Genomic DNA, 26591 nt, shown 5'->3' with positions numbered 1-26591 from the left:
CCGGGGCTGGTTGCCGGTGACGCAATACCATGAGCCCCACCACAGTGATCAGAGAAAACAACGATAGGGTAAAGCCGATAAAGATCAACAGGTTCTCGAAAGAGGCGGTGAACACCATGACCAGCGCCAGTCCGGCCTGCAGCAGGATGGCGTTGCCCGGGGGGCCGGAGCCGCCCCTTAATCTGCCGAAGGCGGTAAAGAACAAACCATCACCCGCCATGGCCTGATAGATTCGGGGGCCGGTCATCATCATGGCGCTGATCAGGGAGAGCAGACTCAAGGCAATGGCTCCGGCGAAGCCCCGGCTTACCTCGGGCCCGAAAAGGGCCAGGGCGGCCTTTTCCCCTACCTCCAGAACCCCGCTCATCTCCTGGGCGGAGAGCCCGTAAACAAACGTCATATTGAGTAGCAGGTAAAGAATGGTGACCAAGAGGGTGCCCAGGGCCAGAGCCAGGGGAATGTTCCGGGTGGGGCGGGAAATTTCGCTTCCCATGTAGGCCGCGGCATTCCAGCCGCTGTAGGCAAAGGTGATAAAAATCAGCGAAGTAGCAAACTGACCGGAAAAAAAGACCCTAAGTGGCGGCAGGGCACCAAAGTGGGACGCCGACCCCGCACCCCAGGCTAGTCCCAAAAAGACCAAGGCCAGGATGAGGACAACTTTAAACAGGGTAAGCAGGTTCTGGATGTGGCTGCCCAAGAACAGGCTGTGGCGGTGGATAAAGGAAAAGGCCAGGATTACCCCCGAGGCCAACAGGGTGACGGGGGAGAGGGTCAGCACCGTCAGCCCCTGAACGGTCCACGTAAAACCGGAGTTCAGGCCAAGGCCGGCGCTCCCCAGGAAATAAACCGCAAAGGCCATGGCCGCCGCCGCAATCGGAGCCGAGAAGCCCACCAACAGTGATACCCAGCCGGACAAAAATGCCAAGGGTTCGCCGAAACTCTCCCGCAGAAAGACATATTCCCCCCCGGCGCGGGGAAACCGGGCTCCCAGTTCGCCATAGCAGAGGGCGCCGGTCAGGGCGAATAGCCCCCCTAAAGCCCAGCAGAACAGCATGGCCCAGGGGTTCTGTAATTCCTGAATAATGAAGCCTGAGGTGGTGAAGATGCCGGTGCCCACCATATTAGCGACCACCAGGATGACGGCGGAGAATAGACCGAGTTGGTGGCGCGGGCTTTTTGGCTCCGAGAGTTGCCGGGCACCGGCGGGGGCAACGTCGTTCATTGCTTATCGGACCTGCCAGGTAAGGCTGGCGCGGTAAAAATTATCATCACACTCCTCCGGTTGCGCATAGGGGGTTTTGTGAGAGGCGGTCAGGAACCACCACCCCGCTTGGTCTACTTTAACCTGGATTTCACCCTGGTCGTTGGTCTTGCCCAGAGTAGCGAAAGGTTTCTGGGGGTCAGCCCACCCCTCGTGAGTGAATTCTAGTTCCGCGCCGATCAGGGGCCTTCCCTGAAATATCACCCTTACCGGCAACGTATCCCCGATTTTCAGGGCCATGGGGTCTTTGAGCGGCATAATTTCCAGGGTGCTCTGGGCCCGGTGGTCAGCCCCCTGTTTCTTACCGCCCACAGTGATGAGAGTCTTGGCGGCCATGTCAAACCGAAAGCAGTAGTTGGCATCTGGAACCCCCTTCTTGGTTTGCATCTTCATCCCCTGAGGAGTACGGGTGACGAACCCCGGGACCATCTGGGCCGAAATCACATAGACACCGGCTGCCGGCGGCACCAATTCATACCGGGTGGTGGAGATTTTTTTCAGGGCCAACTCCTGGCCATCCGGGGCCACAGCCTTGATTGCACCCAAGCGCTCCGCCTTGATCTCTTCATCCTTGGGGAATTTGTGACCGAAGCCGATCTCCACCTGGACGGGCTCGTTCACCATGGGGGTATCATTATCGGTTAGCAGCCAGAACATATGAGCGTGGGAGCTCATCGGAAAGATCAAGATCAGGGCCATGATAAAGGTCAGCACGATTCTCTTCATCATTACTCTCCTTAAAGTTTTGTCAAAGTAACCCGGTCACCAAGCATCAATTCGAATTTACGGCTTCGTGACCGGCTTGTTAATCTTTTGAAGGTCCTGATAACCAACCAGGTTTTCCACCCGACCGCGGTAAGGTTGACCTTCCAGACACCGGCCCACAATAATCAGGCCGTTCCATTTTTCCTTTTCACCGGCTACTTTGTCCACGATAGTGTCGAGCGTCCCTTTGACCACTTTCTCCTTATCAGGGTAACCGGCATTATACACCACGGCCACGGGCAGATCGCCGGGATGATACTTCTTTATCAGGGGAATGAGATTGGGGAGTTCCTTTAAACCCATGTAAAACACCATGGTGATGGGATATTTGGCTAGATCTTTGATCACTGCCGCGCCTTTGTCCTTTTTGCCCGTGATAAAAAAAGGCGAGGTCTGCATCACAAAGTGCGTATCATAGGCCGGGATGCTGGATTTTTTCAAGGCCGCCATGGCCGCGCTGAAGGCCCCTACTCCCGGAATGATTTCCACCTGTTGCGGATCAAAACCTTCAATAAACCAGTGGGACGGACCGAAGAGACAGGGGTCGCCGCTGTCCAACAAGACCACGGTCTTTCCCTGGGCCAGTTTCTCCTTAATATGGCGGACTATCTCATCGCGGATCCTGATCCGCTCTTTTTGAAAGGCCAGTTTTTTTTCCCGTTTCATTTTCGAGAGTTCTTCCCAGGGCTTGCCGTGATAATCCCACATACCCTTCCAGGGGTCAGCCAGAATCGGTTTACCTTTTAGATATGCCTGAAAACGTTGCTTCATTTTATCGTTGCACAGGATAAAATCCGCTTCTTTGATGACTTCCAGGGTCCTGAGGGTGGCGTATTCCGGTCCGGCGGGTCCGGTGCCCACCACATAAAAGGTGCCGGGAGTGAGGGAACCGGGGTGGGCGGAGTGCACTCCGGCCACTAGCATCAACACTCCAAGCAATAACCTAACACTTATACGCAACTGTAGTGACATGATTTATCCTCTTTTTAGAGTTATCAAACAACCGGTTAAAATTTGGTGCCGATGGTGAACCCGTATGTCTGCCGAGGCATATAGTAACCATGGATTTCCTGATAGCGTTTGCCCGTCAGGTTGTTCGCAAAGGCGTTCAGGGTCAGTTCCTGCTGCCAGAAGCGAAACTTCTGCTCGAAGCCTAAATCCAGGGTGGCGTAGGCTTTCAGCCGGCCATATTCTTGTTTCTGGACGCTGCGGTCGCTGACAAAGCGCAGGTTGGCCTGCAGCCAGCCGTCTTCCCAGAGTCGCGCCCGCCCCATCGCCTTGATTTTGTGTTTCGGATACAATAGTGGTAGATAATAGCTCCAGCCCTTTTGGAAGGGGGAATCAGTGGCGTCGAATGCCTGATAGCTGTAGGAGACCATGCCCCGGAAGCGTTTGCTGAAATCCAGCGCCGCCTCCAATTCCACCCCGTATAATTTGACGCTAGGGATGTTATATAGGCAGTCGCTGCCCAGGCCAGTGCCTGGCGCCATAATGCCGCTGTCGTTCATAAAATCCGAGATGTCATAAAAGTAGAAGGTGCCCCTCAGGGTGAGAGGTTTAAAGCTCTGGATGATGCCGGTTTCATATTCCCACGCCGTTTCCGGTCGCAACACCGGATTATCTTTGGACGCGCACCGCGCCCACCAGTAGTAGTCTCAAGGACAGGGCAGGCGCAGGGCCCGGCTCACCGCGGCGTAAAGCGCCGTATCCGGGGTGACCTGGACATCCAGCTTGAAGCTGGGGAACCAGTTTGATTCCCGTTGCTGCTTGCCGGCGGTCGGCCAGGCAGGCGCCGGCTTGCCTTGTTCAAACCAGGCATAATAGGTATCCATCTGAATATTATAATAGCGCACTCCCGCGGTAAAGGTCAGACGGTTCCACAACTTGGCCACATCTTGCAGATAGGCGGATTTAACCAGGTAAATAATCGGGTTCTGGGGAGGCATTCCCAGCAATTGATAATCAAACCCGACCGTCAGATAATTTTTGAGATAATCCCGTTCCACCAGCTTGACATCCCGGTACTCCGCCAGGATGCCCTTGGTGACGTCCCGGGTATCGGCATGCACAAAGACGTTTTTGCCCCCCATGAATCTGTAAAAATGGATATCCCGGCGGCCGTCGGTGGTGTAGGCGTGCACCTTGCTGGTGCCCGGCCCCAGCGGCACGGTCAGAATGCCGTCCAGGTAGTAGGTGTTTTTATTCCATTGCGGGATGGGCGGGCCGGGCAGTTGGACCGTAGCGGGCAGGTGGCGCAGCGCATCCGCCCCTATCGGTATGAAGGGGGGATAATCGGGGTCAAAATCCGGTCGGGAGGGGTCATTGATCACTGGGAAGCCGTAGTTCACTTTACTGTACCGGAATCCCAACCACAGCTTGGCCTCGTACGGCAGAAAGAACTGCAAGCCACCAGCAAAGTTGTTGTTCCACTGGAAGTTGTTGCGCAAAAAGCCATCCGTGGATTGGCGGCTGAGGGAAAAATGATAGCCCACCCGATTGAAGAGACCACCATCAATGGAGCCCTGGTTGAAATACGTGTTGAAGGAAGAATAGCCGGACGAAATACTGACGTCAGGTTTCACTTGATCGGTCTGCTGCCCCTTTTTAGTGATAATGTTGATGACCCCGCCGATGGCAAAGGGGTGCAGCACGGAATGGGCTCCCCGGATGATTTCCACCCGGTCGATGTCGTCAAGGCTGAGGGTGGACCAGTCAACCACGTATCTGCCAAAGTGGCCGGTGTGATTGATACGCCGGCCGTCGATCTCCACTACCAGTCGCCCTTCGCTCAGTCCCCGGATGGCGATCTCGTCCCCAGGGCTGGCCATCAGGGCATTATGGCGCAGCACGTCAATGCCGCCGATTTCCTGCAGCACATCCTCCAGGGTGCGGACATAACCCGGCTTTTTGAACTGGTCCATGCGAATGATGGTTTTATCTGTAGTAATTTCCACTCCCGGTTGGGGAGCAATGACCGTGATCTCCTCCAATTTGAAGGCTTCCGTCGCCCGTTCTTGGGTTCCCTGAGTTTCTGGCGTTGCTGCGGCCCCTACCGCCTGGGCAAAAACCAGAAAAATCAGGCACAAACCCGCTATAAATCCTCTGCGAGCCATGAATCGCACACTCCTTTCCCTTGTCCATCAAGCTAAAAAAGTTCCCGTGTGCGTCACAACCCCCATTGCCATAATCCTTCGCATTATGGTACAAATAATAAGGGGTGTGACGTTTACCGACACCCTCGAGGGCAGGTCGGTAACCTTGGCGGGAGCGGCCTGCCCTCTTTTCTGACAGTCAAAGTTTTGCCCTCATTCCTTTTCTCCTTTCAGGTTTTAAGAAAATCTTCATTTCATTTGACTTGGGCCTTTACGGATGGCGGGCTTCTTAGCCTTTCCCGATAAATTGAAAGCTGGACCTTCCAGACAGTGCCCGACAATAATCATTCCCAACCAGTCCTCCTTTTCAGGAGCGACTTTTCCCAGAATATTGCCCAGGTTGCCTTTGATGACCTTTTCTTTCTCAGCGTAGCCCGCGTAAAAGACCACGGCCAGCGGCAAGTCGGCAGAATTGTACTTCTTCAGAGTATTCACCAAGTTCTCGATTTCTGCTATTCCCATATAGAACACCAGAGTGCCCGGATAACGGGAGAGGTCGCGGGCCAGGTCGTCCCGGTCACTTTTCCCGAAAAAGGCAAAAGGCGCAGTCTGGGCCACAAATCGGGCCCCGCCACCGGTGCTGCTTTTCTTCAGAGCGGCCATGGCCGCGGTCATGGCTCCCACCCCGGGGATAATTTCCACCCGGCCCTCGTCTAATTCATCCAAAATCCAGAAGCTTCGGCTATAGACGGTAGGGTCGCCGCCTTCCAAAAGCGCCACTTTTTTCCCCTGGTCCAGGAGGATTTGCAGCCGCTTGACATATTCATCTCGTTGGCGCTTTTTTTCCGCCACGATCTTGGCCCGCGCTTCTGGTTTGAAGGTGGCAAGATCTTTCATCCATGGCACCCCTTGATAAAACCAGAGTTCCTTCCAGGGATCCTCCACCTTTTTTCCCTTTAGGATTTCTCGCAAATTCTTGGCCGATTGATGGCTGCATAACACCAAGTCGGCATTTTTAATGGTCTCCAGGGCCTTGACCGTGAGGTGTTGGGGGTCGCCCGGCCCGGTGCTCACTAAGTATAAGGTTCCCGAACCAGCAACCGCCGGAAGGACTGCAAGCATCCCCCCTACCATGAGTAAGGCCGTTATCCATATCGGCTTCGCCAGTTTAATCCCTACCATCCCGCCAACCTTTCATCATTAAGAACTCGTAAATTTTTCCTAAAAGCCGGGCAAAAAAAAACCACGAGACTCCACCTCCAGGTGGAAACGCCTTCGTGGCTTAATTCTGACGGCTTTAGACTTCGGGGTAGTGTTAAAGGGGTTCAATCCCCTCAATTGTCGTATTTTTAGCCCGGCTTTCTAACCTTTGTCAAGACTTTTTTAAATGCCCTGAATCAGACTTGATTTGACAGTACCCCTCTGGTGTGGTTTCTTGCTAAGCTCTCCTTGCCATCAACCCGGAGCCGTCACCGCCGCCGTACGCCACGGCCTGGTGATCCTGGCGCAATTTACTGCCTTCCGTGGCCCCAAGCCCTCCGCTAACGCCGACCCGGGCGAAGGGCATCTCAAACATGGGGGCGTAATCCCGAGTCAGGCCCAGAGCCTCAGTGCCAAGAAACTGGAGGCTGCGGTAGGTAGCCTGATTGGCCGGTGACAGCACGCGCAAGAGAGCTGACTCTGTGTTAGCAAAGCCCAGGAGCAGGCCAGAAGTAAAGAGGGGGGCGGCAGCACCGGCCCGGCTGGCAGTAGTGATATCCCGCAAGAACAGGTGGGCCGCACCGTTAACCGGCTCATACTTGACGGCCGTGACCGCTAACTGCTGGCAGGCCCGGGCCAGACCGGCATTGCGCACCGCTAAATCCTGGTCCAGGGATTGGCGGCCCCGGAAGATCGCGACATTGTCGTTCAGCTCAATGGACTTATTGATCTCCTGGATGGCCTCCCCGGGCCGGTTCAAAACGGCCAAGGCGATGCCTTTAAAAGGTGGGGAGTGGAATCCTTGGGATCCAGGGTCTTGGCGTAGTCCCAGACCTCCAGGGCCTTGTTGGCCCAGATTTATCTGGTCCAGAACCGCAAAGAGGCCGCCCATAAATTCCTCCTCCAGGCCCGGGGCAGAGCCGCGTGCGGCATCTGACGACTAGCCGCGTTCAGCTGAGATACAGCTTTATCCCCTCTCCCCCGCCAGCGGGGTAGAGGGCGAGGGTGAGGGGGCATTTTGGCTCTTTGATCGCAACTTGGTATGACCCACCCCATTAAGGTCAGGGCTCGACCATTATCAGGAGTTTGGGACAGGACGGTTTCGGCCTTGTCCTACGCCTCCGGCAAGTTGCCCTGGTCATAGGCGGTCTCTCCTTGGAGGATCAGGGCGGCCAGGGGCGGCGGTCCGGCCGGGAGAATCAGAACAGCATTTTTTTAATTAAGATATTACCCAGATAGGCTGTAGTCCCATGGGGATCAATTCTGGGGGTTTACCACCCTCCTGGGGGAGTTGGTTCCCCGGAGTTGGGTAAGCATGAGGTCCAAGATGACCGCGGCACTGTGGGGCCATTCTTCCCTGCCTAGGCCGCTAGTGGCGCACGGTGTCTTCGGCGTGCTGGCCGCTAAAGCCGCCTTTATGGAGCCTGGCTAATTTTTGCTGTCAGGCTAATGATACCTCTATGGTTTCGCCTCTTTTGAGTTCAAAGACATTTCCTCTGACCCCGATTCGAATCGGCCCGGCCGGAAACTCCAAAGCCTCAATGCGCAATTTATCCGGCGTCAGGGTTATCTCCAGAGAATGGCAGCGATATCGGATGCGCAGGTGCAGCTTGCCCAGTTCTTTAGGCAGAAACGGATTGAACAACAAAACGTTGCCCCGGGTTTCTACCCCGGTGTAGGCCCGTTGCATTAAATCCACCACTCCGGCCATGGCGCCCAGATGAATGCCCTCGGGGGTGGTTCCGCCCTGAATATCCGCAATGTCGCTGGCCAGGGCCTGGTTGAAAAGCTGCCAAGAGCCAGCCCGGTCCGACCGTACCAACACCCAGGAGTGGGCAACTCGGCTCAGAGTGGAACCGTGGGAAGTCCTTTTTAAGTAATAATCAATGTTTTTGGGGATGGTCTCATATGCAAAGGGGTAGCCCAATTGCTCAAACAGCTCCCGTAATTGTTCGGAGGAGAAGAGATAAAACAACATCAAGACATCCGCCTGTTTGGACACCTTATAGCGGTTGGGGGTGTCTCCTTCCGCCTCCAGGATGCGGTCCAGGCGCTGGATGTCACCATATTTTTTCCGATAGCCGTCCCAATCAAATTCGGCCAACTGCTCGTAGCCTTGAAACTGGCTGATGATGCCGTCATCATGGAACGGCACAAACATTTTGTGGCTGATGTCCCGCCAGCGCTCCATCTCGGCTTTTTGCAGCTCAAGGCTTTTGCAGAGTTCCAGACTGCGATCTTCCGGCAGTAGGTCGAACAGTTCTAAAGTACGGCTCAATACCCAGACCGCCATCAGGTTAGTATAGGCATTGTTGTCCAGCCCCGGTTCTTCCCGGTCGGGATATCTGTCGTGGTATTCATCCGGGCCCATGACCCCCAGAATTTCATAGCGCTCCAGGGAAGGATTATAGGTGGCAATGCTGCCCCAGAAGCGGGCGATCTCCAGCATCATCTCCGCTCCGAAAAAGGCCAAAAATTCCAAATCCCTGGTTACCTGGAAATAGTGGTAAACGTTGTACGCGATCGCGGAATTTACGTGGAATTGCAGATAGGTATTATCCGGAATCCAACGTCTGGACCTCGGGTTGAGGTGAATTTTCTGGCTCTCCTCCCGCCCGCTGCTGCCACTTTGCCAGGGGTATAAGGCCCCCCGGTATCCATACTGCCGGGCATTAAATCTGGCTTCGTTGAGGCGTCGGAACCGATACTGTAGCAAAGCCCGGGTAATCTCATGGAGCCGCAGGTTCAAAAAAGGAAAAACGAACAACTCGTCCCAGAAGATGTGCCCGCGGTAGGCCTCCCCGTGCCAGCCCCGGGAAGGCACTCCCACGTCCAGGTCCATGGTGTGCATCGAGGTAGTCTGCAGCAGGTGGAATATATAGAGGTGGAGAACCATGGTGATGTATTCATCATCGGTCTCACTGACATCATTGGATTGGAATTCGATTTCGAAACGGCGCCACAACTGTTCCCAGGCCAGAGTGTGACTTTCATGGAGAGCTGCAAAACTTACACACCGCTGGAGGGCCTCTTGGGCTGCCAGTCCACACTCGGAGATGCCGCGGTCGCGCGAGGTATACATCGCCATCGCTTTTTCAATTAATACTTCGCGGCCTTCCTTAAGGTCGAGGTTAAAGTGCTGGGCGATGTACCGCGGTTTCTCGATCAATTTGCGCTCTATTTCCAGGAGTTGGCCATCCTGGTAAACTCTGGTCCGGGCGGCCTGGGAGACCCGCAGTTTGGATTGGTTGGTCTGTACTTCAAGATAAATGGCTTCGGCATCGATCATTCTGGTTGCCAGCGGTTCCAGGTGGTTGTTGTTAAGTTGCTTGTAGCGTTCCACTCCGGCGTTGATCACCCGGCCGTCCAGGGCAGTGCAAAACTCCACTGGACCGGACCAATTCTCGGCGGTCAGGGTTAGTTCCTGGGCACCATAGTGGGGATTTTGCATATGGACCAGACGCCGGCAGGTCACTTGGGTCTGCCGCCCCTGGCTGTCACGGAACCGAAAGCGGCGTCGCAGGATCCCCTCTTTCAGATCAAGCTCCTGGCGATAGGAAATAAGATCAACGGCCATCAGGTTAAACCAGTTTCGGCTGCCAATGCGAAAATTCAGCGGCAGCCAGTTCGGCATGTTGACCAGGTCTTCATTCTCAATGCTTTTGCCGGCGATTTCGGTTTTCAGGCGATTGTAACCCCCGCTCAGATAGGTGCCGGGATAGTGGATGTTATCGGCCGCGGCTTCCGGTCCGGCCCCCCGTGTGGCAAAATAACCGTTCCCCAGGGTGCACATGGCTTCCCGCAATCCCTCTTGTTGGGGGTCAAATCCCTCGTAGACCAGCGTCCACTGATTCATTGATGTTCTCCTTCGTATATCTCAAGGAGTGCATTGAGAAAAATTTCCACCTCCTCCGGATGGCGCAAACGGTATTGGGCCGCAGTCGGTTGGGCCTCCTCCTGGACCACGATGCCAAGGCCCCGGTCTTGCAGGACTTGGAAGGCATCTTCATCAGTTACATCATCGCCAATGTAAAGCGGCAGGACGTCGGCACCATCCATTTCCAGGGCCTCCAGCAGCCACAGCAAGGCTTTCCCCTTGTCCCAATCAATTTTGGGCTGCAATTCAAATATTTTCTTCCCTTGGCCTTTACGCAACTCGGGAAAATCCGCCAGCACCCGGTCCACGGCTGCTTCCACCTCTTGCCGCCGTCCCGGGTCTACCAGCCGATAATGCACGGCAATGGAAAACTTTTTCCGTTCCACCAGGACACCGTGAATTTTTTCCAAACTTTCCCGAAGCCATTGCTCAGCCTGGTCCAGCACCGGAAGAAACTCTGTCCCCGCATGGTGTTCCAGGTGCCGCCCTTCAGGCCCGGCAATATCAAAACCATGGCTGCCAGCATAAAAGATGGAGTTCAGGCCAACCAGATTCTGCACGTCCTTAAGATCCCGACCGCTGATTATGGCGACGGTGCAATGCTTTGCCAGTTTCTTCAGGGTTTGCCGGACCCGGGGGGAGAGCACCGCCAGTTTCGGACGATCGACGATGGGGGTGAGGGTCCCGTCATAGTCCAGAAAAACGGCCAGACGTTTGCTCTTAAGCCGCGGCCAAATCTCCCCCAGGTGGTGCAAGGCCGAGGGACAACCGTTCACCCTCCCTTCCGAGGAAGTCCTGACCGCAATTTCCGCCAGGTCGCTTACCACTAAATCGGCTCCATTTTCCTTGAGGGCCGCGGCATGACCGGTGCGGTCGACACCGATGACCAGCCCAAACCCGCCCCGGCGCCCCGCCTGCACGCCGGCGAGAGAATCTTCGATAACGACGGCCTGCGGGGGAGCGACTCCTAAGCGGCGGGCTGCCTCCAGGAAGATGTCCGGGTCGGGTTTGCCCTTAAGCCCCATCTGAGCTGAGTCGGTGCCATCCACCCGGGCATCGAACAGATCGGTGAGTCCGGCTTTTTTTAGGATGGCGGCGCAGTTCTGGCTGGAGGAGACGATGGCGGTCTGGAAATTGCCGGCCCGCAAGTGGTGAATCAGACTCACCGTAGAATCATAAACCTCTACTCCGTGCTTCTGGAGCTGGTCGTGAAAGAACTCATTTTTCCGGTTCCCCAGCCCGCATACGGTCTCCTGGTCAGGATGATCATCGGGAGAACCATAAGGCAGCTCGAGATTCCGGGAGGCTAAAAAACTCTTTACGCCCTCGTAGCGGGGCTTGCCGTCCACGTAAGAGCGGTAATCATGGTCAGAATCGAAGGGCTCAAACTTCTGGCCGGTCCGACAGGCCAGTTGTTCGAAATACTCATCAAATAGCTTCTTCCAGGCTTGGACGTGAACCTTGGCGGTCTTGGTAACCACCCCGTCGAGATCAAAGATCACCGCTTGGTAAGCCTGCTTGGAGATGGCCAAGATAAAATTTTTTCTGGTCATGAATGGCGAATCATTTGGCGCCATGATTTTATTTCTAAAGAAATTTACATCAATCTTGTCGAGACGAGAGAATTCGAACCTTTGCCCCCGAGGCGGATTTGGGACGATTGTGCAACTAAATAAACGTATTCAATAATCGGAAAAGAGCTTGAAAAAGAGTTGACATATTGCTCAGCTCCTAAAATTAATCCATCGGGGTCAAAAAACGGTTATGGTAGGAGGGTCACAGCCTTATGTTCCTCCAGCCCCCCATGCAAATTAACCTTTTAAAGGCTCCGAAGCAATAAGATCAGACCAAAGGTATTAAACCTTACCATATTATAGGCAGATCCCAAAGATATAAGAGCAACAAAAAGGGCATCAGGCTAAGAGCCCGGCAGAGTTGGGACAGGACCATGATCTTAAACCCCAGGGCGGGGGTAAAAATCCCCAGATAGTAGGGGAGTTGGTGCCGCACAGCCCGGACCGGGCTGGAGAGGATGGTCCCAACCAGCAGGGTCAGGAGAATGGCGGGCGGGCTCAGGGCCTGGGTCTCCCAAAAGGCTCCGGCCGCGGCAAACCCGGCGGTGGTTTCTGCGGCCAGGGACAGGACGATAATACTCAAGGACTCCACCTGGATCGAGGAGGTTAGTAAGCTTTGTGCCAGCCTCACTTTCAGCCACTCAAAAAATCCACCTTCCTGGGCCAAGAAAATTACCAGAAATACCGGAACCGTAATCAATAGCACCTGCCGGAAGCGGCTGGTGAATTTTGGCCAACTCTGGCGCCAGACCGTCCGCCAATCGGGACGAGGGAAACCGGCACATTGCGGACAGACTGGCGGCGGAGGCAGTTTCATGCGACTGTAACCTAAAAAGGCCACGGTTCGAAGGAGCGCCGCGGCCAGCAGCACCCCCAGATAATAAACCCCGATCCACCCGACTAAAGGGGTAATAATGAAAAAAGTGGTGGGCAGATGGAGGAAAAAGGTAGGAAGGGTGAGCACCAGCGAAGACAGCACCAGCTCCTGGCGGCTGATCTGCTGCTCCTGATAGGAATTCATTAGCATGGTATTGGCGGCAACGGAGGAGAAAAACGCGGTGGTGAAGGCCACCGCGGATTGCTCCCGCAGATGGCCCCAGCGCAACAGGGGCATGGCCAGCCGCCCCAGACGGCCGGTAAGTCCGCTGCCTTCGATGAGATTGCCGAGCAAAAGACCGAAGCCGATGGCCAGGATGAGCCGGAGTAAGGGTTTGAGCAGGCGGCGATAGATCTGCATCCCGCTGGGCAGGGCCGCCATTAGGCCGGAGGACCCCCATACCGGTTCAGCTCCGATTCCCAGCCAGATCACCAAAAAAATCACTGTGCTAGCTTGGATGGGGGAGTTAATGGTATTAAGGAGACGATAACGGCGGGGGGAGAACAAGGTGTTAATTCCTGGCAACATGTTATGAGCGGTGGGTTCTGGCCCTAAGGGGAAGAATTGTATCACTTAAAAAATATCGTATCGTTGATTTCGATCCGGTGTTTATCACAAAATCCCGCCGAGACCTCCAAGACGTAATTGGCCGGGGCGGGCGAGGAGAATGTGCCATTATCTTGAGGGGAAAGATGCTGGGCCAGGCCGATGATCCGGGTATTAGCAATCCAGATAATATCGATAGGAAATAACATCCCCCGCATACAAAAATGCTGACACTCCAAGGCGGGCATGACGAACAGCATGCCGTGGCCTTCTGGCAAGGCTTTTCGGCCGCTGAGCCCCTGATAGATTTTCTCTGGTGTATGCACCACTTCGGCTTTGATCCTCACCCCATTAATGAAAATTTCCTTGGTGGGATTTTCTGGGGCGGCGAGCTCAGCCAGGCAAGCAGTATATAAAAACAATACCAATAATAAACTCAGGCCACTGCTAATTTTCATAATCAGTCCTTCCCCCCAATCATTGTGCCGAATAGGGGCAATGTCTGTAAGGTGCGAATAAATCTGTAAGTACCCGGACAATTAGAAAGGGCGATCCAGGTTGTGGCTGTTATTATTATTTTTTCAGTCATTTTTGACAAGGGGTGGCTGGTATTTTTAAAGGCGGCTTGGTTGGGGCCACCCCGGTGGTTAGTCGTTTCGCACCGTATTTGGCCGGTCATTTATTCTGCTGGCCTTGAAATCATTGTAAAGGGTTTGAGTTTGCCAGCCTAAAGGTTATAATTTATACATAAGTTCATAAAGTAATCGGTCGGGGCCGGAGAAAAATGCTCTTGGAAGAAGGGACTGGCGGTCCCCCGGCCCTCCATATGAATAAAGCTTTTAAGTGCTCCAAGTAACTCTATTATCTTTAAAAGCACCCCACTAGACCATAAAAGAACTTCAGGTCTGCAATTATTAATGGACAGCGGCTTAAGTCCAGGATAAAAAATACAGGTCAAGATGGTTTATCGCTGTTTGCCTCCGTCAGTCGCCACCAGACAAGATGGGACGGCGCGTCCCAGTCGATGATCAGATTAGTGATCGCTGCACCAACGGAGTAGAATTATGCCGCGCTGGAAAAGATGGTTATTGTTGTTAATCTCTGGCCTAATGGCTTTGGGCCTCTTATATGTGGTCCTGACCCTGATCTTTATAGATTTTATTGTGGACTTATGGTGGTTCCAGGCCCTGGGGTATGGCCAATATTTCTGGCTACGATTTATTTATCGATATTTGATTTTCGGTTTATTTACCCTCCTGTTTTTCATGGTTTTTTTCCTCAACTTCTGGGTGGCCTCAAGATTCCTGGGGGCAACCACTCCCTCCGAGCTAAAAACCAGCCCCAGGGAAGTCCTTAGTTACAAAGAGCTGGCCAAATATTTCCGCGCCGGTTCTCTCAAGGTTTATACTCCTTTTTCTCTTCTTCTGGCCATTATCCTGGCGCTGCCGCTGTTTCGGCACTGGGAATCCACCCTGCTGTTTTTCTTCGGCCCGGTCGCCGGGGTTCAGGACCCGGTGTTTGGCAAAGACATCAGCTATTATCTTTTCACCTTGCCGGTTTACCTATTGGTAGCTGATGAGTTGTTGATTATCTTCGGTTTACTCTCATTGAGTTTATTATTGCTTTATTGGCTGGATAGACGTTACCTGGCCACCCAGGATCAACGCCTAGCCGGGGGCGCCAAAACCCATCTTAGTGTCCTGGTGCTGTTGTTGTTTCTATTGGCGATTTGGAATTTTATCCTGCAGCGCTATCAACTGCTTTATTCCAGTGCCCATGAGTCCATCTTTTACGGCCCGGGATATGTCGAAATGTACGTGATTTTACCGCTAATCTGGGTATGCATCGCGCTTTTGCTGGTAACCGGGCTGGCCCTGGTCTACTACATTCAAACCCGCAGGGGCCTCAAGCTGCTGATCGCCACTGGAGTGATCTTAGCTTTAGCTCTGGTGGCCCGTTATTCTTCTTTCCTGCCTGATCAGGTTCAGCAATATATTGTCCGGCCCAATGAAATCAGCCGGGAAACACCTTTTATGGCAAAAAATATCCAGGCGACTTTAGCCGCCTATGACCTGGAGACGATAGAAACCCGGGACTATCAGCTGGAAGAAGTTCCCTGGGATCGACGGTCCCCCGAGGTCCGACAGAGCCTGGTCAATATTCCGGTCTGGGACCGCGAGGTGTTAAACGATGTTTATAGTCAACTCCAAGAACTCCGGACCTACTATGATTTCACTACGATTGATGTAGACCGTTACAACGTCAAAGGGAGTTATCAGCAGGTTTTCCTGTCCCCGCGGGAATTGAACCTCAAAGGACTACCCCCGGGGGTGCAGAATTGGTTTAATAAACGCTTAAAATATACTCATGGCATTGGGGTCGTGATGACCCCGGCGGCTCAGGCCGGGGAAGAGCCCATGACTTGGTTTATTAAGGATATCCCGCCCACTTCTGAGTTTGGGTTCGACATTGAACAACCAAGCATCTATTATGGTGCAGAAAAATATGGCCCGGCGATTGCTCCCAATGATAGCCGGGAAATTGGCTATCCCACCGCTACCGGCCATCAATTAATCGATTATCAGGGGCGTGGCGGAGTATCTATCTCCTCATTCTGGCGCAAGCTGATTTTCTCCATCTATTTTAAGGAAAGAGATATCCTGTTTACCACCAAAACTAACCCCAAAAGCCGGATACTGTTCCGGCGCCAAATTGTCGAACGCATAAAGGCTATCACCCCCTTCTTTATTCTGGATGAAGACCCCTATATAGTCGTCACCTCCAAGAGAATCTATTGGATTCAGGATGCTTACACCTTCTCGGATCGCTACCCCTATGCCTATCCTTACAACGTAAAGCTAAATTATATCCGTAACGCGGTGAAGATTGTGGTGGACGCCTATGACGGGACGGTCAATTATTACCTGGCCGACCCCCGGGACCCGATCATCCAGGCCTATAGTCGCATCTACCCAGGTCTGTTAAAGAACCTGAACCAGTTGCCGGCCGAGCTGAAATCTCATTTACGCTACCCCAAAGATATGTTTGACATCCAGATGGAAATTTATGCCAGATACCATCAGACCGACCCGGAGGTGTTTTACAAGCAGGAGGATATTTGGGAATTTCCCAAAATTCAACAGGGTGATCAGACCATAAGGATGAGGCCGTATTATCTGACGCTCAATTTAATCGACAAAGATAAATCCGAATTCATCTTACTCTGTCCGATGAACCCCATGGCTCGAGACAACCTCCGGGCCCTGTGTGTGGTCGGCTGCGACGGCCCCAATTATGGCCGAATGCTGATCTATAGCTTCCCCAAAGGCACCCTGGTCTATGGGCCTTCCCAGGTCGACGCCTTTATCGACCAGGATACGCTAATCTCCGAGCAATTCAGCCTCTGGAGTATGATCGGCTCGAAGGTAGAGCGGGGGAGGATGATTGTTTTACCTCTCCGCGGGGCAATCTATTATATCCAGCCGGTGTACCTCAAGGCCGCCGCCCGTTTGAAGATTCCCCAGTTGAAAAGACTTATTGTCAGCAAAGGGGAAATCACGGTGATGGAGCCTACTTTGCAGGAAGGCTTTGAGAAGCTGGATGAGCGCTTCAGAGTCGAAACTGAAAGATTAAAACGGCGCTTGCAACCGGCCTGGTCTACAGAATGACTTTTGGACCATAACATGGCCGGACGGACCACGGGTGAGATGTTGCGTGTGGGGATCGACACCGGGGGCACCTTTACCGATTTTGTCCTCCTGACCGCGCAGGGCTGGCAGGTTCACAAGGTGCCTTCCACTCCTGATAATCCGGCCCGGGCTATTCTGGGCGGACTCAAGCGTCTTCTGGGAAACAAGTTTCCGCCGCTGGAGATGGTGCATGGCACCACCGTGGGAACCAATGCCTTCCTGGAGCGTAAAGGGGCCCGGGTAGTGCTGCTGACCACCCAGGGATTCGAAGATGTCCTGTTTATCGGCCGCCAGACCCGGCCGGAACTATTCAACTTGGCCGGAACCAAACCCCTGCCCCTGCTGCCCCGGCACCGGTGCCTGGGAGTGGCAGAGCGGTTGCAGGCAGACGGCAGCATCCGGCGGCCTTTGGGTGACGCCGAAGTCCAGCGGCTTAAGGCCCGGATTCGCCTCCTGACCCCGGAGGCTGTGGCCATCTGCCTGCTCCATGCTTATGCCAACCCGGTACACGAGGAGCGCCTGGCCGCGGAATTGGCCGACCTTGATCTGCCACTGTCGCTTTCCAGCCAGATATTGCCGGAATTCCGGGAATTTGAACGCACTGCCACCACTGTCATCAATGCCTATTTAGGCCCCCTGTTAAATCGATATATTCACGACTTACAGGACCGGTTGCCTGGGGTGACCCTGTTCATCCAGCAATCAAACGGCGGGTTTATACCAGCCCGTCGGGCCGCATGTCAGGCCGTCCATACCATCCTGTCAGGGCCTGCCGGCGGGGTTAATGCCGCCTGGCATCTGGGACAGACCCTTAAGGAGCCTAATCTGTTGACCTTTGATATGGGGGGCACCTCTACGGATGTAGCCTTGGTTGCCGGGGCCATTCCTTTTACCCAAGAGTATCAACTGGATGGCTATCCGATCGGTATCCCGGTGATCGATATCCACACCGTGGGAGCCGGGGGCGGGTCGATCGCCTATCCGGATCAGGGAGGTGCCCTAAGGGTTGGCCCCTACAGCGCTGGAGCCGACCCTGGGCCGGTCTGTTACGGTCGGGGAGAGCAGATCACCGTTACCGATGCCAACCTGTGGCTGGGGCGGCTGTTGCCTGATTTCTTCCTGGGCGGTCGCCTGCCGCTGCAGGTAGTCGCTACCCGCCAGGCCATGGACCGGTTGGCGGCAGACCTGGGGGTCGCCGCAGTTGAACTGGCTCAGGGAATCATTCGGGTCGCCAACAGCCACATGGCCAAAGCCTTACGCACTGTCAGCCTGGAGCGGGGCTATGATCCCCAGGATTTTGCCCTGTGTTGTTTCGGCGGCGCTGGGGGCTTGCATGTCTGCGAACTGGCCCAGGAACTGGATGTCCGCCGGATTATCGTCCCGGCCCATGCCGGAGTGCTTTCCGCCCTGGGCATGGCGCTGGCCCGGCCCAGTCGGGATTTTTCCAAAACCATTCTGTGGGCCGGAGAGCAGTTGCAAGACGAGTTAATCACCAGGGAATTTCAAAAATTACGGCAAAAGGGATTGGCCGAACTGGCCCAAGATGGCTTTGTGCCCGACCAGATAGAGACGGAGTTTCACCTTGAGGTCCGCTATCAGGGCCAGAGTTATACCTTGGAGGTGCCCTGGGGTGCGGATTTTAGAGAAGCCTTCCACCAGCGTCATCAACAGGCCTTTGGTTACTTTTTTTCCGAGCGGCCCCTGGAGATCACCACCCTGAGACTGCGCTGTCAGGCCGAAACCAGCTTGGCCTCTTGGCCGCTACGACAATCAAGAATCGAGTCTCCAGCCTTACCTTTGCCCAGCCAAACCGAAATCTGGCTTCCCGAAGGCTGGGCCTGGGTGCCGGTCTATTACCGGCCACGACTTTGGTCGGGCTTTGACTTCCGGGGCCCGGCTTTGATTTTGGAGGACTTTGCCACCTTGCTTGTGCTGCCGCAGTTTTCCGGTAAGGTCGATGCTTGGGGGAACATCCATCTGAAACGTTAATTTCGGTTTGACAGCCTGCTAAAAAATTGGTCCAGGCCAGGAAATAGATAAATTTTTTAAACCAGATAATTGTTTAATAATCAAATAGATAAATCGAATCTCAAATATTTAGGGGTTTGCTGTTAAAAATTTTTTACCGATAATTCAGGGGGTTTAAGTAGAGCATATTGTAATATACTGTAAACATTAATAAATATAAAACAAGCGCAACTGGCACATAAAATGCATAATTAATAATTGAACTTGATAAGGTAACCACATCCCCCCCTTAATCAAAGTTCAAATCCTATTTTCTCCTTTCACCCCACTGACCGGATGCCTCCCCCGTCCGGTCAGTTTTTTGGTATTATTTTTTCGCAGTAACTCTGTTGAATGTATCTGCTGATTATTTAACCAGCGATTTTAGAGGGCGCCCCCCTTATCCACTCAAACCGCCGGTTTATCCCCAGAGGGCAGGGAAGGGTCAGGATGGTTTGGGGTGGTGCTGGAGCTCCTTGAGCCGGTTATAACACTCCTCGGCATCCAGCCGTTTTTCCAGGAATTGACTCAGGGTCAACAGGGCCGGATGTTCGGCAAAAAGGCGCTGCAGACCTACCCGGTCCCCGAGATTGGGAAAATTTACTTCGATCTGAAAATTTTCCAGGAGTTGCCGATAAAGCTCATATTGTTCGAGTTCGGCCTGACGCATCTGGGCTTCGACCTGAAATAGAAGCTTGCGCATCCGGCCCAGATAATCTTCTCGCTCCTGAAATTCCCGCCGTTTATGCTCCAAAAGGTGGAGTTGCTGCTGGCGAGCCATTTCGCTGAACTGAATAACTTTGCTCATATAATCCTCAACTCATTTTTTAAGGTAAAAATTATCATGGCGGGTTGCGAATTCAAGCCAAAAGGAGTATTTTTTCGAGAACAAGCAGCCAGTTTCCCGCGAAAGGTAAAATATGATGTTGGATTTTAGCAAACTTAATGGTCTTGTTCCGGCCATTGTGCAAGATTATCAGACCGGCGAGGTCTTGATGTTAGGTTTTATGAATGCCGAAGCCTGGGAGCTTACCCGGACCACCCGCCGGGCCCATTATTACAGCCGGACCCGACAGAAAATTTGGATCAAAGGGGAAACCTCGGGCCACATTCAGTTGGTCAAGGAAATCTATCTGGACTGTGATCACGATTCGCTACTCCTGAAGGTGGAGCAGGTGGGAGGGGCGGCTTGCCATTTGGGATATCGCAGCTGTTTTCATAACCTGGTTGAAGGCCAGAGCTTGCGCCCGGTGGGAACCAAAGTCTTTGACCCCAAGGAGGTTTATAAATGAATAACCTAAAGTTAGGCATTCCCAAGGGTAGTCTGGAAAAGGCTACCCTGGAACTTTTTAATAAATCCGGTTGGAAGATCACCATCAATGGGCGGAGCTATTTTCCGGATGTCGATGATCCCGAGATCAGTTGTTCGATGTGCCGGGCCCAGGAGATGTCCCGCTACGTGGAAAACGGCACCCTGGATTGCGGCCTCACCGGGCGGGACTGGATCATGGAAAATGACTCCCATGTGGTGGTGGTAAGCGATCTGATCTATTCCAAGACCAGCCAGAAACCGGCCCGCTGGGTGCTGGCAGTCCCGGCGGATGCCCCCTATCAGACGCTGGAAGACCTGGCCGGGAAAAAGATTGCCACCGAACTGGTCAATTTCACCCGGCGCTACTTTGCCGAGCGCCAGATTCCGATCAAAGTCGAGTTTTCCTGGGGGGCCACCGAGGCCAAGGTGGCGGCCGGACTGGTAGACGCGGTCGTTGAGGTTACCGAAACCGGCAGTACCATTCGAGCCCATGGCCTCAAAATCATCCACGAACTCTTTCAATCCAACCCGCAACTGATTGCCAATCCCGTGATTTGGGAACAGGATGCCTGGAAACGGGAGAAGATCGAACATATCGCCCTGCTGCTGAAGGGGGCCCTGCACGCCGAAAAGATGGTGGGCCTGAAAATGAATGTCCCGGAACAAAATCTGTCTCAGGTGGTGGCCATGCTCCCCTGCCTCCAGGCCCCGACCATCGCCTCGCTATATGAAACGGACTGGTTTTCAGTCGAAGTGGTAGTGCATCAGGCCGAGGTCCGCAGTCTCATTCCACAATTAATCAAGCATGGCTGCACCGGAATCATCGAATATCCTCTACACAAAGTCATCTGATGCTTTTCCCTTTGATTATTCAAATGCTTGCGCCCCACTGAATAACCACCTGGTTCGGTGGTATCCACCCTTAACAGAGAAGCTGTTGTTAGAATAATTTCGGTGATTATATTAATTATAAATTATCGCGATCCCCAAAAATTTTAGTTGTCCAGAGGGCGCGGCTCAAGCCGCGGCGACCAAACGCCGCCATCTTCGCCGCATGGCGATCCGGGCCTTATTTTTAGGCAGCGGTCACAATCCGCTAGCGGCTTGTTCAGTATCAGCCGTCGGACCAAAGCCCCTTCGATTAAACGCCTTCATCAACAGGACCCCGAGGGCTTAAGCGAACGGCCGCGTCCAGGCCTCCCAAGATGCTTAATTCCGTGTCCCTTACTAGTGTAAGCCCCTCCGCCTGAACGCCTGCGACATCTCCTCCTTTGGGATAATCCCACCTGGCACAAAAAGCAATCTCTCGATTGGGGGTGTTTTGCGCCAGGCAAAATTATTTTTGACAAATGATATAAATCTTGTAACTAACCATCCTTGTAATCTTATGTTTGGCGGGCAATTTCAGATAATCAGGATTATTGGTGGGAAAGACGCAGTAAAGATTTTAATGGAGAGGGACGTCAGTCTTTGCAACTGTCAATTACTTAGACAACTCTTTGAGCCGCTGGCGTACCGGCTCAATATATTGGGCCTCCTGGCTGGGGGCATATTTAAGATAACTTTGGTAGGCCTCAATAGCCTCCGGGCGGCGACCGGCCTGGTCACAGGCCAGGGCCTTGTTAAAGTAGGCCTTGGCATACCGTGGATCCAGCCTAATGGCTTCGTTAAAGTTGGCGATGGCCTGATCCATCTGGCCGTTTTTCACGTAAGCCACCCCGCGGTTAAGATAGGCCTTAGATAACCGTGGGTTTAGTTGAATCGCCTGGTTGTAGTCGGCCAAGGCCCGCTCCGTCTGGCCTTGGGCCCGATAGGCCACTCCCCGGTGGTTGTAAGTGTCGGCATCCTTAGGATTTAGCTTCAGGGCCTGATTGAAATCGACAATAGCCTGGTCGTACTGACCTTTTTTAACATAGGCCACCCCGCGGTTATAGTAGGCCTTGGCATAGGCCGGGTTTTCCTGCTGAGCTTGGGTGAACGCCGCGATGGCCTGATCATATTGGCCCTGGGAGGCATAATCAAGCCCCTGCCTTACATACTCCGTCGCTGATTTCCTGGTCTCAGTGGAGCTTTCCCGGGCCGCGGCCAACTGCTCGGCCAAGGTCGGTTGCGGCTCGGAGTTTTTCCACCACCCGCAGGCCATAAAAAAATTGAGTACGGCTATCAACACCGGGACCCAGAGGCTAATTTTCAAGCTTCTCATAATTTATAAGGATTTTCCCCGTTAGGGCGACCCTGCGGGTCGCCCCTGCTACAGAGATAGGCCTTTTAATTTTATCCGGTCAGTATAATGCCAGCGTAGCCTACGAAGCTGTCACCGGGGCGGATGTCGTAGCTGGTATAATAATCGACCAGCCGGGCCTGGCTGGCTCCCAAGGCCTGGGCTGCGGTTATGGCTGCGGCCACCGCTCCGGCACTGCAGGAGCTTTGATCCCGGGCCGCGGCCTGAAGCACTCCCTCCGCATTCAGGGCCAGGGCCTGGTCGATAAAATGCTTATCATTGACCTCCTTGACCCACTTGACCGCCGCCGCCCCATAGCCTTTGGGAGTCCAGCCATAATTGGGGCCATAATGGGTAAGGTCAGCAGAGCCAAAGGCCAGTAGGCTGAGTTTTAGGTTCTGGGCCACCTCCGCTACTGCCCGGCCCAGTTCAATGGCCTGGTGGGAATGGGGAGCGCGCAGCGCCAACAATTTGGCCTGGGGAAAAAAGTGTTTGACAAACGGCAGTTGGATCTCAATGGTATTGTCGCCGGGATATTCTTCCTGAAAGCGCAGCCGTTCCCGCAGCGGTTCTAAAAATTCGGTTGCCACCGCTATGGTCCCCAGCGGCGTCTCCCAGCCGTCGTCGCTGACCATCAGGGGGGGAGAGCCGCTGCCTAGGTGGCCGCCAAACACACAGACCACCTGGGGCTGGGTGGCCTGGGAAGCCAGGTAAAAGACCTGGGCCGCCAGTTTGCCGGAGAAGTACCAACCGGCGTGCGGCATGACGCCGCCATAGACCTTGGTTCCAGCCGGAAGGGGTTTGACTCCGGCAATAAAATCTGCGATTTCTTCCTGACAGGTGCGGGCCGAACCCGGATACCAACCCACTGGCAATGTCCGATGACGTACTCCCATAATGCCCTCCTATGAACCGGAACCTTAAATCAAAAGAAAAAGCCGGTGGCCACCGGACGGGTTGCCCCCGGCGGATCAAATCAATCAATGTGGATATGTTTGATCAGAAATTCCTCGATCTTGCCATTGACCTCGAGAAAGATCGGGACATATTCTTCTTCTTTAGGGAAGGCCTTCTTGAATTTTATCCGATAGCTCTCGCCGTGCATGGTAACAATATACTCCGGCATCTGGTCAGCACTGGCCGGACGATGGACCTCGAGCTCTTCGGTGTGGTCAAACACACTGATGAACAGAGTCTGTTTATTGTTCCGGAGCGGACCGATGCCTTCCATCCGGGCCGTAACCTCTTCACCCTTGAGGATCATGCTTAAACCCCGGGGAATGGCCGGGGGCAGGCGGACCGGTACCTGAGGCTCAGGAGCAGCCCGGGCCGGACTTGCCGGTGCGGTAGGAGGCTCTGCCGGACCTTCAACTTTGAGACGGAAAAACCGGCCAGCTTCCTCCGGAAATAAAGAATAGGTGAGGACATCCTCTTCCCGGGCCAGCCCCGGGAGGTGACGCAGGGTTCCTTCCCAGCCCGGCCCGGCCTCGGCCTCGGCCGCGGCCATGGCCCGGCGCCGCAACTCGTCGTTGGCCGGGGTGTAAAGCCGACCATAACGCCCTTGCACCAGGTCCCGCATGCCGGGGGTAATGGTTTCATACCGGTGCCGGGAAAAGATATTTTCCACCGTCTGTTCGCCGACGATTTCCAGAATCCGGCCCTTGAGCGGCGGGAAGCCCAAATCTTCCCAGACCTTTTTGGCCTCTTTGAAGGCCACTTGCTGGCGATCCCGGGCCTTCCGGCGGATTAATTCCTCCCGGATAAACTCTTTTAGAGGTCCGGGCAGATACCCCCCGGCCAGATGATCCACTGATCTTTTCAAGGGAGGGTCCTGGTAGTTATAATTCCGCTTCAAGGCTCTGATGTATTGAGAAATCTCGCTCAGGACATCCACGTCCAGATGCGGATCGTAAAGCGTGCCCCCCAGGGAAAACACCAGGGATTCTACCGCTGGCGGTCCATAGGGCCAAGTGAGGGCTGACAGGGTGGTATCGACCATCTCCGCCCCGGTCCGGATACCCTCCTGGTAGGAGGTCAGGGCTGTCTGGTGGTTGTCGTGCAGATGCAAGCGCAGCGGTTGGCTGAAGTATTTCCGAAAGGAGGCCACCAGGCTGGCCACCTGGTGGGGTGTCATGACCCCAAAGGAATCATTGATGCAAATAGCATCCGCTCCCAGGCGGAGCAGTTCCCCGGCCAGCCGGATATAGTCGTCTAATTTGATATGGGGATTAAGTGAGAATAACAGGGTGGCCTCGACCTGCTTGCGCAGCTCCTTGCCGACCGCAATAGTCAACTTCATATTCTGCACATCGTTCAAGGAATCGTAAATCCGGAAGATGTCAATCCCCAGGGCCGCGGCTTTGCTCATGAATTTGCGCACTACCTCTTTATGGTAGGGCTTGAAGCCCACCAGCATCTGACCCCGGACAATCATCTGCAACGGGGTATGGTGAACCGCCCGCCGCAGCTTCTTCAAGCGCTCCCAGGGGTCTTCTTTAAGAGCAGTGATGGCGGCATAAAAAGTGGTGCCGCCCCAACAATCAATAGAATAGAACCGGGCCCGGTCCAGCAGTTCGCCTAGGCGGACCAGTTCTTCCATATGGATATATTTGAGGACAAAATCCTCGATGCCGTCACGCAGAGTGACGTCCGAGACCTTGACCGGCATAAACATAGGTTTTAGCTTTTCTCCGAGTAAAAGGAATTCAATTCAAAAAATAAGGCAGCCGCGGCGATATAAAAAATGTCCCAGGGTTCCTTGACATCCTCATAGCTCAAGGCCTGGATCTTTTTCTCCATGTATTCGGTGGTAAACTGGCCGCTGCGGAATTCTTCATCTTGCAGTAATTTTTTATAAAGCGGGATCGTCGTTTTGATCCCCCGGATGAGATATTCATCCAAGGCCCGTTGCATCCGCTGCACCGCTTCCTCCCAGGTGAGCCCCCAGGCGCAGAGCTTGGAAATCATCGGGTCAAAATAGGGCGGCACCTCATATCCACCAAAGATACAGCCATCAATGCGGATGCCGAACCCGCCGGGGGATTGGTATTTGGTAATTTTACCCGGCGAGGGGAAGAAGTTGTTGCGCGGGTCCTCAGCATTGATCCGACACTCGATAGCATGGCCGCGCAGGGTCACCTCTTCCTGGGTCAGTTGCAAAGGCTCCCCGGCCGCCAGCCTAATTTGTTCTTTAACAATGTCGATTCCCGTTATCAGTTCGGTAATGGTGTGTTCGACCTGGATGCGAGTATTGACCTCTAGGAAATAATAATTGAGCCGCCGATCGACCAAAAACTCCACCGTGCCCACCGAATGGTAACCGATCTGGCGGGCGGCGCGCTTGGCCACCTCTCCCATTTCCGTCCGTTTTTGCGGGGTCAGGACCAGGGAGGGTGCAATTTCAATCAACTTCTGGTGCCGCCGCTGGATGGAACAGTCCCGTTCCCCCAGGTGGACGATCCGGCCATATCTATCCGCCATCAACTGGATTTCAATGTGTTTGGGTTCAGAGATGAATTTTTCCAGATAAACTGTGGCATCGCCAAAGGTCTTTTGGGCTTCGGTGCGGGCCGAGTTCAGATTCCGGAGCAGTTCCCCATCATTGTAAACCAGACGCATGCCGCGGCCCCCGCCCCCGGCCTTGGCCTTGATTAATAGTGGATAGCCGATCCGGGCAGCCCAGTAAGTGGCCTCGCCCTCGGTATTGATAGCCGGGGAGCCGGGAATGATCGGTACCCCCGCCGCCTCCATGATCTCCCGGGCCTTAGTTTTGCTGCCCATGGCCCGAATAGCCGGGGCCGGCGGGCCGATAAAGGTAAGGCCGTTATCCTCGCAGGCATGGGCAAAATGCCAGTTTTCGGCAATAAAGCCATAGCCTGGATGGACGGCGTCGGCTCCGGCCCATTTGGCCACCCGGATGATCTGGTCGTAATCCAGATAGCCGGCAATCGGCCCCGGGGTCACCAGGATAGACTGATCGGCCTTCTGAATATGCAGGGCGTTGGCATCCTGCTCGGTAAATATGGCCACCGTGGGGATACCTAACTCTTTACAGGCCCGAATGACCCGAATAGCGATCTCCCCCCGGTTGGCGACCAGAACTTTATTAAACATTTATAGAACTTGCTCGCTTAGCCTAAAAGTATGCAAAACTACTGGTTTTTCTTTGAT

General features: G+C 54.1%; 18 protein-coding genes and 1 pseudogene. 4 read left to right on the top strand and 15 right to left on the bottom strand.

What is annotated here, in order from left to right:
- From JRG72_08925 to JRG72_08880, 10 genes and pseudogenes are all read right to left on the bottom strand, one after another.
- Positions 1–1222 (bottom strand): amino acid permease (locus JRG72_08925; protein ID MBW2135335.1); only part of this gene is annotated, 1222 nt, incomplete at its 3' end.
- Between the two features lie 3 nt (positions 1223–1225).
- Positions 1226–1990: a DUF4198 domain-containing protein gene (locus JRG72_08920; protein ID MBW2135334.1), complete on the bottom strand. Its 765-nt coding sequence runs from the start codon at positions 1988–1990 to the stop codon at positions 1226–1228.
- A 54-nt stretch (positions 1991–2044) separates the two neighbouring features.
- Positions 2045–2998: a tetrapyrrole methylase gene (locus JRG72_08915; GenBank protein MBW2135333.1), complete on the bottom strand. Its 954-nt coding sequence runs from the start codon at positions 2996–2998 to the stop codon at positions 2045–2047.
- Positions 2999–3033: 35 nt separating this feature from the next.
- Complete coding sequence (locus JRG72_08910) at positions 3034–3639, bottom strand: TonB-dependent receptor (protein MBW2135332.1); 606 nt, start codon at positions 3637–3639, stop codon at positions 3034–3036.
- 42 nt (positions 3640–3681) lie between these two features.
- Positions 3682–5139 carry a TonB-dependent receptor gene (locus JRG72_08905; protein ID MBW2135331.1) on the bottom strand — a complete coding sequence of 486 codons (1458 nt, stop codon included), beginning with the start codon at positions 5137–5139 and terminating at the stop codon, positions 3682–3684.
- Between the two features lie 228 nt (positions 5140–5367).
- Positions 5368–6300 carry a tetrapyrrole methylase gene (locus JRG72_08900; GenBank protein MBW2135330.1) on the bottom strand — a complete coding sequence of 311 codons (933 nt, stop codon included), beginning with the start codon at positions 6298–6300 and terminating at the stop codon, positions 5368–5370.
- A 256-nt stretch (positions 6301–6556) separates the two neighbouring features.
- Positions 6557–7210, bottom strand: a complete 654-nt coding sequence (locus tag JRG72_08895) for a hypothetical protein (GenBank protein ID MBW2135329.1) — start codon at positions 7208–7210, stop codon at positions 6557–6559.
- A gap of 549 nt (positions 7211–7759) precedes the next feature.
- Positions 7760–11748 (bottom strand): annotated as a pseudogene (otsB, locus tag JRG72_08890) (trehalose-phosphatase).
- A 310-nt stretch (positions 11749–12058) separates the two neighbouring features.
- Complete coding sequence (locus tag JRG72_08885; protein ID MBW2135328.1) at positions 12059–13153, bottom strand: hypothetical protein; 1095 nt, start codon at positions 13151–13153, stop codon at positions 12059–12061.
- Between the two features lie 62 nt (positions 13154–13215).
- Positions 13216–13650: a DUF192 domain-containing protein gene (locus JRG72_08880; GenBank protein ID MBW2135327.1), complete on the bottom strand. Its 435-nt coding sequence runs from the start codon at positions 13648–13650 to the stop codon at positions 13216–13218.
- Between the two features lie 606 nt (positions 13651–14256).
- Between JRG72_08880 and JRG72_08875 the strand changes: the two genes are divergently transcribed.
- Entirely contained in the window at positions 14257–16860 is a 2604-nt protein-coding gene (locus JRG72_08875; protein MBW2135326.1) for a UPF0182 family protein, read from the top strand.
- 15 nt (positions 16861–16875) lie between these two features.
- Positions 16876–18870, top strand: a complete 1995-nt coding sequence (locus tag JRG72_08870; GenBank protein MBW2135325.1) for a hydantoinase/oxoprolinase family protein — start codon at positions 16876–16878, stop codon at positions 18868–18870.
- Between the two features lie 463 nt (positions 18871–19333).
- On the opposite strand, the gene JRG72_08865 is transcribed toward JRG72_08870, so the two are convergent.
- Positions 19334–19696, bottom strand: a complete 363-nt coding sequence (locus JRG72_08865) for a hypothetical protein (protein ID MBW2135324.1) — start codon at positions 19694–19696, stop codon at positions 19334–19336.
- Positions 19697–19808: 112 nt separating this feature from the next.
- Between JRG72_08865 and hisI the strand changes: the two genes are divergently transcribed.
- Positions 19809–20180 carry a phosphoribosyl-AMP cyclohydrolase gene (hisI, locus tag JRG72_08860; protein MBW2135323.1) on the top strand — a complete coding sequence of 124 codons (372 nt, stop codon included), beginning with the start codon at positions 19809–19811 and terminating at the stop codon, positions 20178–20180.
- Positions 20177–21052 carry an ATP phosphoribosyltransferase gene (locus JRG72_08855; protein ID MBW2135322.1) on the top strand — a complete coding sequence of 292 codons (876 nt, stop codon included), beginning with the start codon at positions 20177–20179 and terminating at the stop codon, positions 21050–21052. The genes hisI and JRG72_08855 overlap by 4 nt, the downstream gene beginning before the upstream one ends.
- Before the next feature lie 631 nt (positions 21053–21683).
- Here JRG72_08855 and JRG72_08850 read toward each other — a convergent pair.
- From JRG72_08850 to accC, 4 genes are all read right to left on the bottom strand, one after another.
- Positions 21684–22403, bottom strand: coding sequence for a tetratricopeptide repeat protein (locus JRG72_08850; GenBank protein MBW2135321.1), 720 nt, complete (start codon positions 22401–22403; stop codon positions 21684–21686).
- Positions 22404–22474: 71 nt separating this feature from the next.
- Positions 22475–23317, bottom strand: a complete 843-nt coding sequence (gene amrB, locus JRG72_08845) for an AmmeMemoRadiSam system protein B (protein MBW2135320.1) — start codon at positions 23315–23317, stop codon at positions 22475–22477.
- Positions 23318–23397: 80 nt separating this feature from the next.
- Positions 23398–25095 (bottom strand): hypothetical protein, encoded by a 1698-nt coding sequence (locus tag JRG72_08840; GenBank protein MBW2135319.1) that lies wholly within the window; start codon positions 25093–25095, stop codon positions 23398–23400.
- Positions 25096–25100: 5 nt separating this feature from the next.
- A complete protein-coding gene (gene accC, locus JRG72_08835; GenBank protein ID MBW2135318.1) occupies positions 25101–26534 on the bottom strand; it encodes an acetyl-CoA carboxylase biotin carboxylase subunit in 1434 nt (477 codons plus the stop codon).
- Between the last annotated feature and the right edge of the window lie 57 nt (positions 26535–26591).

Source organism: Deltaproteobacteria bacterium, from assembly GCA_019309545.1.
Classification (GTDB): domain Bacteria; phylum Desulfobacterota; class Desulfobaccia; order Desulfobaccales; family Desulfobaccaceae; genus Desulfobacca_B.
Note: the sequence above shows the minus strand (reverse complement) of the source record. Positions and strands in the feature narration are given on the sequence as shown.